This is a genomic window from Bacillus sp. JJ1773, from assembly GCF_036962035.1.
GTDB lineage: Bacteria > Bacillota > Bacilli > Bacillales > Cytobacillaceae > Cytobacillus.
Map to the genome: position 1 here is coordinate 1 of NZ_JBALNX010000114.1, position 11,559 is coordinate 11,559.

An 11,559-nucleotide genomic window follows, 5' to 3' on the forward strand; every position below is an offset into this window, starting at 1 on the left:
GTTATTCCTTTTAAAGAAACTTTTTGACTTAATATGCAAGTATTGGGTAATAGAGTAGTTCAAAAATAGGCATTGCATAATGTTAAAGTGAAGAAAGGCTTTTTCACCTGTAACTATGCTCACATATACAAATGATAGATATTAATTATCAATCAATTTTATTTTTAAATTTTCATATTATTCAAATTATTCTATAATCACTGTAAGGAGGTTATTAATGTTGTTAATTAGGAATGGTATTTTCGAATGTCAAAAATACGATCGTCCCTATTAGGAAAGGAGGTATAGCACGAATAGATGATCCAGAAAGGGGAACGTCCTTAGATCCTCCCAATTTTAAATGATGACGTGAAGTATTTCAGGTTTTTATTACAAACAAATATTATTGTATTTACAAAATGAAAACGCAAACATTTTTAGATTCCGAATAAAATCGTATTGTTATCAGGTATTTTTTATGAATTATACAACAAGTATTAATATAGAAAATTAATTTGTAAAGAGAATAGGGGGAGGAAAAAAATGTCAAAAATCAAATCATTAATATCAGTATTTATTTTAATGATTACTTTGACACTTTCGGCTTGCGGGAGTAAAGAATCACAGGCAATTCTTGAAGAGCAGGGATTTAATGAAGCAGATAGTAAAGTAACAATAGTTACAGCGGGTCAAGGTGGAACATGGTATGGAATGATGGGCGCATATGCTGACCTTGTTAATAAAGGAATTAAGGGTACTTCCGTGAATGTTACACCAAGTGGGGGTGCAGCTGAGAATGTTAATTTGATGAAGAATGAATCCTCAGAAATAGGGTTTCTGACATCATATCACGCTTATGATGCTCTAAACGGGAAAGGTATATATGATGGAGAAGAGCCTATTGAACACCTAAGGGCAATGGCAATGACAGATCCACTATATATTAGTTTTGTGGTAAAAGCTGATTCTGATATAAAGTCGTTTGACGATTTTAAAGGTAAAAGAATCGGAAGAGGAGAAGCTGGTTCAGTATCTCATACAATTTTGGGACAAATATTTAAGGAATATGGTTTAAGTGAAGATGATTTGAAAGGACAAAACATCGGTTCATCTGATCAAGCTGAGGCATTAAAAGATGGGAATTTAGATATTTTCGCTTATGTTTCAGGTGGGCCAAGTGGTGCATCAGCAGCTTTGTTAGAATTAGGCACAACAATAGATATTAGATATATAGAAATTGATGGAGAAGTTAGGGACAAAATTACATCAAAATACCCTTATGTTCCTGCAACAATTCCTGCTGGTCATATGGGAAATAAAGAAGATGTAGAAACTATCCAAATAGGTGTAACTTTAGCAGTCTCAGGTAAACTTAGTGAAAATTATGTTTATGAATTAACGAAGACCCTCTTCGAGAACCATGATCAATTAATTGCAGCACATAAGAGCTGGGCTGGCTTAAGTACAACTGATATTCCAATTCCACTTCACCCGGGTGCAGAAAAATATTATAAAGAGAAAGGTATAAAAACGACATTTTTAGAATTGAAGTAAGGAATTATGGGGTACTATGCGAGTATTTTAAAAGGTATGAGCTGAAATTAATTACAAATACTTTCGTGATATATGTATTTGTTTTTCTCTATCCAGATGGAGCTTGATCAATGTTTACATGTATTTTGGGAGGAGGAGTATAATGGGGAAGCGCATATTTAACAGAAAGAAAGATAAAGATTTTGAAGAAACAATATCAACGAGACAATATAAAGGTATTCCGAATATTATTATCATGTCAATTTCGGTGTTGTTTTCTTTAGTTTTTTTATACACTTCACAATTTGGGGTTATGGCTCCTTTGGCTCAAGGCAGTATGCTTCTAATATTTACTTTATTACTAATATTTCTGTTGTTCCCTGGGTTAAAAACTGATAGGAAGTGGACCAAAATACTAGATATTTTGTTTGCGATTTTAGGGGCTGTTGCATTTTTTAGAGTTTTTTTGACCCATGAGGAATTAGTTGCAAGAGGTGGGCAGCCAGAATTGGCAGATTTGATTTTAGGAGGAGTGGCCATTGTATTATTAATAGAAGCAATTCGAAGAACTATAGGATGGGCACTCCCAATATTAATCATTATTTTTTTAATTTATGCATTTGCTGGTCCATATTTTCCGGGTTTATTACAACATGCAGGAATGAGCTATGAGAGAACGATTCAAGTTATTTACCTTACTACTGAAGGTATATTCACTACTCCTGTGAAGGCAGTTGCAAATTTTGTACTAGTATTCATCATTTTAGGATCAGTTTTACAAAGTTCAGGGACAGGAAAGGTATTTATTGATTTATCAATGTCAATATTTGGCTTTTTCCGTGGCGGTTCAGCTAAAGTTGCCGTGATAGCAAGTAGTCTATTTGGCTCAGTTTCTGGCAGTGCTGTATCAAATGTAATGGGAACCGGAACCATTACTATACCTTTAATGAAAGCGAATGGATTCAAAGGCCGATCTGCTGGTGCAATTGAAGCTGTAGCATCTACGGGTGGACAGATCATGCCTCCTGTAATGGGGGCAGTTGCATTTGTTATGGCAGAGATGTTGGGGGTAAGTTATCTCGCCGTAGTAATTTCGGCTATAATCCCATCGATACTTTATTATGTTTCGTTATTTTTTATGGTAGATTTAGAAGCGGCAAAGTTAGGCATGAAAGGATTGCCGAAAAGTGAGTTACCTAAGTTTGGAGATGTGATGAAAAATGGAGGACATTTGCTCATTCCAATCTTAGTTTTGATATTTTTAATGTCAGTAGTGCATTTTTCACCACAAAAATCCGCATTTTGGACGATTATTGTTGCCATGATCGTTCCACAATTACGCCGTTCAACTCGGGTATCTTTTAAAACATTAATGTTAAGTTTAAAGGATTCAGCAGTTAATGTATTAATAGTTGCGGCGGTTTGTGCAGGAGCAGGTATTATTATTGCAGTAATGCTATACACTGGCTTAGCATTAAATATATCAAGTTTAATCGTACAATTATCAGGAGGAACGCTTTCGATTTTACTTATTTTAACAGCAGTAGCCTCTCTTATTTTAGGAATGGGTCTTCCAACAACGGCTGCATATATTGTTTTAGCGGTATTAATTGCACCGACATTGTCACAAATGGGAGTTGATCCTATGGCTGCACATATGTTTGTTTTATATTTTGGAGTAATATCTGCAATTACACCGCCAGTAGCCGTTGCTGCGTTTGCTGGTGCATCATTAGCCAAATCAAATCCAATTCAAACAGGTGTCACTTCATTTAGATTTGGTGCAGCAGGATTTATTGTACCCTTTATGTTTATATACGGACCTGAATTACTACTAATAGATGGGTCGATAACTGATATTTTTTTAACACTTGTCTTCTCGATTGTGGGAATTTTCGGAATTGCCGTTACATTGCAAGGGTATTTATTCAACTTTATGAACATTATAGAAAGACTTTTGATGTTTATATCATCTATCCTGCTAATAATCCCGGAAACTCTTTCAAGTGTCTTAGGGATAAGTTTATTCATTATTATCGTTACACTACATTATATAAAAACGAAACATAAAAAGGTTGCTGCTACAGATCAAGAATTAACAATCGATAGTTAATGGTCTAATTTTCTACCTTCGTTAAATAACTTGAACAAAAGATTGGCGTAAGTAACAGATTATTTTTGGAAATATACGTAATACAAAATGTAGGTTAAGAGAGTGATTAGTGATTAGCAGAACGCTATATTCAGGTTCAAAAGGAAAAGCTGGTCAATTCTAAATAGTATTGAGAATTAGCTATTTTCACTTTTATAAGTGAGAAAAAACTCTTTTAGATATAGTATGTAATACTGAGAGGAGCAATATAATGGAAAATCAGTTTAAAGCTTTGGTAGTAGATAAATTAGATAATAATGTATCAGTTGGGGTAAAAGATCTAACTCTTAATGATCTTCAAGAGGGTGACGTTACTATAAAAGTTGCTTATTCAAGTGTCAATTACAAAGATGGGCTTGCTTCTATACCGGATGGAAAAATTATCAGTTCGTACCCGTTTATTCCAGGAATCGACCTAGCTGGTACTGTTGTTTCCTCAAGTGATAAGCGATATAAAGAAGGAGACGAAGTAATTGCAACAAGTTATGAAATAGGAATCACCTATTTTGGCGGTTTTAGCGAGTATGCTCGTTTGAAGGCTGACTGGCTAGTTCCTTTACCTGAAGGTTTAACATTAAAGGAAGCAATGGCATATGGCACTGCAGGTTTTACAGCAGCACTTTCTGTTCAGAAATTGCAAGAGAGTGGAGTAACTCCTGAACAAGGTGAGGTATTGGTGACAGGTTCCACAGGAGGAGTTGGAAGTCTTGCCGTCGCAATACTGTCAAAGCTAGGCTATGAAGTTGTAGCAAGTACCGGGAAAGAAAGTGAGCACGATTATTTAAGAAGATTAGGAGCAAAGGCAGTTATTTCTCGTGAAGAGGTAATCCCTGAAAAAATTCGTCCACTAGGAAAACAGCGTTGGGCTGGTGCAGTTGATCCTGTGGGAGGAAAAACACTTGCAGCTATTTTAAGTAACACAAAGTATGGCGGTTCAGTTGCTGTTAGTGGGTTAACAGGTGGAGGTAATGTAATGACAACTGTTTTTCCGTTTATTCTCCGCGGAGTAAGTTTAATTGGAATTGATTCTGCCTACTGTCCAATGAATATTCGTAAATCGGTATGGAAAAGAATGGCAAACGAGATGAAGCCTGAAACACTTTTAAGCGATATAGGACAGGAAATCACATTGGAGGAATTGCCAAATAAACTTAATGATATTTTAAAAGGTCAATTGCGCGGGCGAACAGTCGTCAGAGTTTAATTTATTTTTTTAAGAGTTACTCGTTTTAGAGTAGCTTTTTCTTTTAAATTTTTTGAAAAGAGGCAAAGAATAATGAAAATACAAATGATAGTACATTTAATAATCAAATTCATTCAATTTATTAGGCCTAAAGATGGGATTAGTTAGAATAAAAAAGAAAAATAGTCTAAAAAATACCTGTTTCAAGACGAAAATTCAAAGTAGGGTATTTCTCTTAAACTTCATATTGTATTTTCTTACATTTCCATTTGAATCTTTTTTGCTTAATATTACGATGTCAATATCTACAATAATATGCGTTTTGCTTTCAGTGCCTTTTATGAAAGGTTTATCATTCTATTTATCACTATTTTTTCTTTTTATTGGTGTTTATTTACAAGTTTCAAATGGTGTATCAATTGATTCCTTGTTTTATTCCTTTGCCAATATATCAAACATTATCACATTTATTGGTATAATTCCTATTTTAGCTATTCCAATTAAAATATTATTTGATTCAAAAAAAGGTCTTTCAGATATGACATCAGATATTAAATCTAATCAGGGGTTGTACAATAAAGGGCAAACCTTGTCTTTTAGCATGGGAAGTATTATGAATTTAGGTGCAATTCCTATGTCATGGACGATATTAGAGGGAAAAGAACTTAATGATGATGCTAACCGAAGTCTAGCAACTTCTATAACAAGAGGTTTCTCTCTTGCAATGTTATGGAGTCCAATTGGTGCAGGTGTAGCAATAATTGTGGATACGACGGGAGTTTTTGTCATAAAACTCTTGCCAATATCGCTAGGAATTGCGATTTTTGGGCTCTTACTTGATCGGTTTATTAATTCTTTTTCAAAGAACCCCTTTCGTTTAGTTACTGAGATTTCTTTACAAAAAACTCCTAAAAGTAGAGTTATGTATTTAGTGTTCCCACTTTTGCTATTTATGACTAGTACAATTTTATTAGATTTAATCTTACCTTATGGAATGCTATATATTATTGCTATTACTACTTTACCGTTTACTTACATTTGGTCATTTTTTCTCAAAAGAACTAAAAAGTATCAGATACTTTTAAAAGGACATATTGAGACTGGAATTCCTGGGATGTATGGTCAATTTGGAATACTTTTATCTGCAGGTTTTTTCGTGAATTCATTGGAGAATAAAAAATTCATTAACTCGCTATTTTATTATTTTTCAATGTTAAAAGAATATGTTGGGGTTAGTACCCTTCTAATTATTGGAATGACGTCAGTTATTATTTTAGCGATGATTGGAGTTCATCAATTTGTTGCTTTCTCACTAATTAGCGTAATGATCAATCCACTTGAATTAGGGATATCTCCCGTTATTTATAGTTTGGGAATGTTAACAGCATTAAGTACTGGCATTATGATAAGTCCTTTTAACGGTTCAACAGCACTAATGTCATCCTTGATTAAAGATTCTCCCTTCGTTATTGTGAAGTGGAATATAATATTTGCTTCTATTTTTTTCAGTTTAATTGCAGGTTTCCTGATCTTATATTTATCAATTTAGGAAGCTAACGGTAGACATGGGGAAAAGAGTGTTATGAATAAAATCTTATTGCACGAAAGGGGAAGGATAGCTTAATAAAAATAGGAGAAGCCATAAGAATGGTTCCTCCTATTTTTAAATTCATTTCTACGTTAAATACCAGTTTGTGTAGAATATTTGATCAATTTTTATTTCAAAGCAGCATCGCGCATACATGTCGAGAAATAAGTCAAAAAACGACTTGACATTGGAGTCAACTCAAATGTTATTCTGAATTCATGGAAAAACTTTACTCTATACAAGAGGTTTCACGAATCCTTGGGATACCCAAGGATACACTTAGGTATTATGACCGGATTGGAATCGTCTCGCCGCCCCGGGATGACAATCGGTACCGAAAGTATTCGAGGGACGACCTCACAGACCTGATGAATATTCAAATCATGCAGTATGCGGACTTTTCACTTGACGAAATGAGGGGAATACTTGGTTTACGCAAGATGGAAAATATCGACTACGCTTACTTGGAAAAGGTTTCTGCGTTCCTCGAAGCTAAGAACGCAGAAACGCGCATGAAGATTAACCATCTGGAAAAGGTCAATCTGTTGCTCAATATGGCAGCCGAAACGTTAAGGGACTTTAATAACGAAAGCGACCAACGGTTGGCAGAATACGTCCGCGAGCTTTACAAGGATATCCGAAAGAATGAACCAGGAATTACTAAGGAGGGTTGTGATCATCATCAAGGTTAGGAATTTTTATTATCTGATTGTAGGCGTTCTTGCGATTCTGTTTGCTGTTACGCATGCATGGAATGGGCAATCCGCTGTGCTGCCGAAGCTCGACATTAGGGCGATGTCCATGGATACCCGGACGGTATTCACGTATGTTTGGCACATTATAACGGCGGAAAATCTGGTCTTCGGCATTGCATTCATTTTCATGTCATTGCAAAATGATCGATCGAAAGTTCGTTTTGCCGCATGGATGATCGTGGCGATACTGATCGTGCGACTGATTGTCATTCTTGGTGTAACTGCATTACTTGACGTTTCATCTCTTACGGATACGATAATAGATTCGATTGCCATCGTAATCTATGTTGCCTTGATCATATTGGGCACAGCTATGAATAAAAAACAATCCGGTGGTTAGCAGCTACAGTAACAAAAGAGATGATCTAAAACTTAGGAGCTTCTGTATCAACTACAGAGCAAGTTACTCTTAAATTGAAATAATTGGTGTTTTGGTTTAAATAACTAAAAAAGTAAACAAGGGAGAGACTTATAGGGAAAATTGATTATCCTATTGTTGATGTGATTTCTCAAGGAACATATACAGGAAATCTACTCGCAGTATTTAAAAACGAAACACTAATACTAAAACAATTTGTCACTAATAATGGCTTGGCGTTTGATTGGCCCGTTGTTTCTTCGATTCTACGGCAACTTAATGAACCCAATCCCGAATGGTGGGCGCGTCTTACTGACATTATATGCCAACTCTTATTATAGGTGGTAGGTCCAGCAATATTCCTCAAAACAAATTGCAGGAAATTTCTGAGCTTATTCCGAATTACGAATTGGTGACGATACAGGATGCTGATCACTTTGTGCATGATGATAATTTACTAGCCTTCTTAGCTTCTGTAAAAAAATCTCTTAATTCATGAGTTTCCGAACGATTTCACGGTTACCCTAATTCTTATTAAATAAAAGGGCGTAAGAATTATACAAAGATGGACTGTGTCATTAATTTGTTATAGGAGCTATTAATGAAGAAGAACAAGAAATTATCGGGACTGATAAGCCGCTTGTTCTTCTCATTCTATTTTTGTTGATTATAAAGTATTCAACAAGAAAAACTTAATCAAACTTTAACGATCTTACAGGTAGACAAATTTCGCAATATGGGTTGTTAATCATTATCACCTTGAGCACCATCATATACTTTTAAAATAATGCGACCGCGCCCATGACCTTGTTGAGATATTTTATGTGCTTCATCCACTGTTTCTAATGAAACAAGTTTTGAAATGACGATCCTTAACTTTTTAACTGCAATCATTTGGGAAATTGTCTGAGAAATAATTTTCGTTTCCTCAGGAGAATACGGAGTAAACGGTTTTCCTGTTTTTAGTCCATACATACGTGTTTTATCAGCTGATGGCTGTTCAACTAAAGATAGAAGTTTTCCTCCTTTTTTCACAACGGACCAGGATCTTTCTAACGTATCTCCGCCAATCGTATCGACAACCAGGTCTACATCCTGGACTATGTTCTCAAAAGAGGTGGAAGTATAATCAATGACAGTGTCTACTCCTAATAAAGACAGGAAGTCTAAATTTCTCGCTGAACTGGTTCCTATAACATGTGCTCCCTTCCATTTAGCCAATTGGACTGCAATAGAACCAAACCCTCCTGCTGCTCCATGAATCAGCACTTTTTCACCTTCCCTTAATTCTCCGTCCCTAAATAGAGTATGCCACGCTAGAATAGCACTCGCAGGGATTGCTGCTGCCTCTTCAAATGTTATTGTTGAAAGTTTAGGAAAAAGTTCTTCTCTTGATGCTACGGTAAACTCAGCATAAGTTCCATATTTGCTTCGTCCAAAGACTTCCTGCCCGATGTAAAAATCATGGACATTACGGCCAAGTTTCTCCACAGTTCCTGCAAATGTTGTCCCAGGGGTATAAGGAAAGATTGCAGGTCGACTATCCTTAAAGTAACCTTCACGATATTTCCAATCATACGGAAGGACCCCAACGGTATGAACCCGAATTAACACCTCATCAGAGCTAGGCTCCGGAATAGGAATCCTTTCGAGTTTTAATTGCTCCGGTCCACCGTATTGGTAAACTCGAATGGCTTTTATCATAATGAATCAAATCCTTTCTTTATTTTTTTATAAAAGTTGGCCATTTTGGTCCTCTACATAGATATGAGACAAATATCCAATTTAACATTGCCAGTAAGAAAAACCCAAAATATATATTACTGTAAATTACTGTTTGGCAATAGAAGACAACAGGGTTTAAGGGAGGGAAATTGTTTAACTCAATTAATTTGGTAGTAATTGCTCCACATATGGCAATAGAAAGAAAGTTTGACAAACTGTATACACCGATACCAATGCCTGATTGTTCAACAGATAGTTTTTTGGATATCCAATTGGTTAATGATGGTTGCATAAAAACATATCTAACAAAACAGATCCCTCTTATAGAATCTATCTAATTTTAACAATAGTATTTAAATTTGGTATAATTTCCTAATAGACTACTTTATATATTGATTAGTACAAAGGGGGTACCATAATGGATTATAAAATTGTATTTTTGGATGTTGATGGAACTATAACAAGTCACGAAGATGGCAGCATTCCATCTTCTACTATAGAAGCTATAAAAATATTGAAAAGCAAAGGAGTGAACGTTGTTGCCGCTACGGGAAGACCATTATCGATGTGTAATGAATTACAAGAAATAGGAATAGAAACCTTTATAACAGCAAATGGCGGGCACGTAAAACACAACGAAAAAGTGATTCATAAAGTACCAATGGATAAGAATATTATCTTAGAAGTAATGGATTTTGCCCAGTCGGAGAATAATGGTTTGTCTTTTTATACTGAAGACCTTTATATGAATGGTGTTACAGAGGACGAAATCTTAACAGCATTGAAGGAAACCTTATTTCTCGATGATTATCCTATTACTAATCGTTTAATTCATAAACAAGAGGTATTTTTATTGTGTTTATTTGCAAGTGATGTGGCTGTTGAGAAGTACATACAAAAGTTTCCAAACTTAACATTTAAAAGATGGCATCCATATGTGTTAAATGTTTTGCAGGAAAATGTGTCTAAGTCTTTAGCTATCATGAAAACTCTAGAGTTTTTTGGGCTAGATAATACAGAAGCCATTGCTTTCGGTGATGGAGAAAATGATATTGACATGTTGGAACTAGTTGGACTTGGTATAGCAATGGGGAATGGAAATGAAAAATTGAAAAGTATTGCGGACTTTGTTACCAAAAAGTCTAGTGAAGATGGTATTCATTATGCGTTAAAGAAGTATGGGATAATTTAAATTCCAATGAACTATGGTAAGACTGGCAAACTTTATTTTCAATATCGAAAATTATCGGCACCTATCATAAAAAGCGAATTTTTATTAGTAGTAAAAAGTCTTTGTTTAACTAATTGTTACGTTTCTACAAAAGCGAAGATGGATTTTTTACTAGGGAATAAGAACCGTTTCTTTAAGGCGGCGATAGTATTGGTTACTGAACTTAGTATTTCATTATTTATTCCTACTGATTTAATAGATAAGGTTATTAATGTTTTTAAAGACTATAATATTGTGTTACAAACACCTGACTATGGGGAACTAAGTGATGTTTCTTTTGGAGTAAAAGTAATTCTTAATGACAAGATGAACTATGAAAATGTTAAAGGGATCTATAGATATTTAGAAAACGAATTACGCATCAAACATATTGGGGAAAGATTTTCGTTCTTGTATTCAGATGAAGAATACGATAAAGCTCCACACTTCGTCTTGTACTCGACTGGAAATTCTTGTGGAGCTTTCTTAAAAGATAAAGGAACTCAATTTAAAAATAATATATTTTGTGACGCATGTGGATTAATACTTCAAAATCAAGTTTCCCCTTTAACTATAGATACGTCAAAGATTAAAGACGGATATATGGTAAATGTGGGTGCATATTGGGTCGTTTCAGAGAAAATGGCAGAACTAATGAATAATTGGGGAATAACAGGATATGAATTAAAACCGGTAATACATAAAGGAACAGTAAAGGGCAAACAACCAGCTTACCAAATTATCCCGACTAACACTTTTCCTTCTTGGAGTAATAAAATGAAACATTATTACTTTGCGACTGAAGAACAAGAGCAGTGTAAGGATTGTGGAATTAAGGGAAGAATAGTTGGTCCTTATATCTATAACCAAAAAGATTTAATCGATGCTGCTAAGGATATTTACCTTCCACAAGAATGGACGCATAATAGCAAGTATGTATACCGTAAAACTTTATTTAGTAAGAAATTTCGAGACTTAATAATTGAGAATAAAATTTCAAGGGATATAAGGAAAATGAGTGATTTTAAATATGGTTCTCAGGATTGGGTCTTTGAGCCGATCTTATTGATTTAAAT

General features: G+C 34.8%; 9 protein-coding genes. 8 read left to right on the forward strand and 1 reads right to left on the reverse strand.

Annotation, left to right across the window (positions count from 1 at the left end; translation table 11 throughout):
• The first annotated feature begins 522 nt into the window (after positions 1–522).
• From V7127_RS24135 to V7127_RS24160, 6 genes are all read left to right on the forward strand, one after another.
• A complete protein-coding gene (locus tag V7127_RS24135; RefSeq protein WP_335490603.1) occupies positions 523–1,533 on the forward strand; it encodes a TAXI family TRAP transporter solute-binding subunit in 1,011 nt (336 codons plus the stop codon).
• Positions 1,534–1,675: 142 nt separating this feature from the next.
• Complete coding sequence (locus V7127_RS24140) at positions 1,676–3,625, forward strand: TRAP transporter permease (RefSeq protein WP_335490604.1); 1,950 nt, start codon at positions 1,676–1,678, stop codon at positions 3,623–3,625.
• A gap of 250 nt (positions 3,626–3,875) precedes the next feature.
• Positions 3,876–4,868, forward strand: coding sequence for an NADPH:quinone oxidoreductase family protein (locus V7127_RS24145; protein ID WP_335490606.1), 993 nt, complete (start codon positions 3,876–3,878; stop codon positions 4,866–4,868).
• A gap of 274 nt (positions 4,869–5,142) precedes the next feature.
• Positions 5,143–6,396, forward strand: coding sequence for a hypothetical protein (locus tag V7127_RS24150; protein ID WP_335490609.1), 1,254 nt, complete (start codon positions 5,143–5,145; stop codon positions 6,394–6,396).
• Between the two features lie 257 nt (positions 6,397–6,653).
• Positions 6,654–7,127, forward strand: coding sequence for a MerR family transcriptional regulator (locus V7127_RS24155; RefSeq protein ID WP_335490612.1), 474 nt, complete (start codon positions 6,654–6,656; stop codon positions 7,125–7,127).
• A complete protein-coding gene (locus tag V7127_RS24160) occupies positions 7,108–7,530 on the forward strand; it encodes a hypothetical protein (RefSeq protein WP_335490615.1) in 423 nt (140 codons plus the stop codon). Before V7127_RS24155 ends, V7127_RS24160 begins: the two co-directional genes overlap by 20 nt.
• A gap of 762 nt (positions 7,531–8,292) precedes the next feature.
• On the opposite strand, the gene V7127_RS24165 is transcribed toward V7127_RS24160, so the two are convergent.
• Positions 8,293–9,252 (reverse strand): NADP-dependent oxidoreductase, encoded by a 960-nt coding sequence (locus V7127_RS24165; protein WP_335490618.1) that lies wholly within the window; start codon positions 9,250–9,252, stop codon positions 8,293–8,295.
• A gap of 439 nt (positions 9,253–9,691) precedes the next feature.
• Here V7127_RS24165 and V7127_RS24170 point away from each other — a divergent pair, with 439 nt between their 5' ends.
• Both V7127_RS24170 and V7127_RS24175 read left to right on the forward strand, forming a co-directional pair.
• On the forward strand, positions 9,692–10,465 hold the full coding sequence (locus V7127_RS24170; protein WP_335490621.1) for a Cof-type HAD-IIB family hydrolase: 774 nt from the start codon (positions 9,692–9,694) through the stop codon (positions 10,463–10,465).
• A 6-nt stretch (positions 10,466–10,471) separates the two neighbouring features.
• Positions 10,472–11,557, forward strand: coding sequence for a hypothetical protein (locus V7127_RS24175; protein ID WP_335490624.1), 1,086 nt, complete (start codon positions 10,472–10,474; stop codon positions 11,555–11,557).
• Positions 11,558–11,559 lie beyond the last annotated feature (2 nt).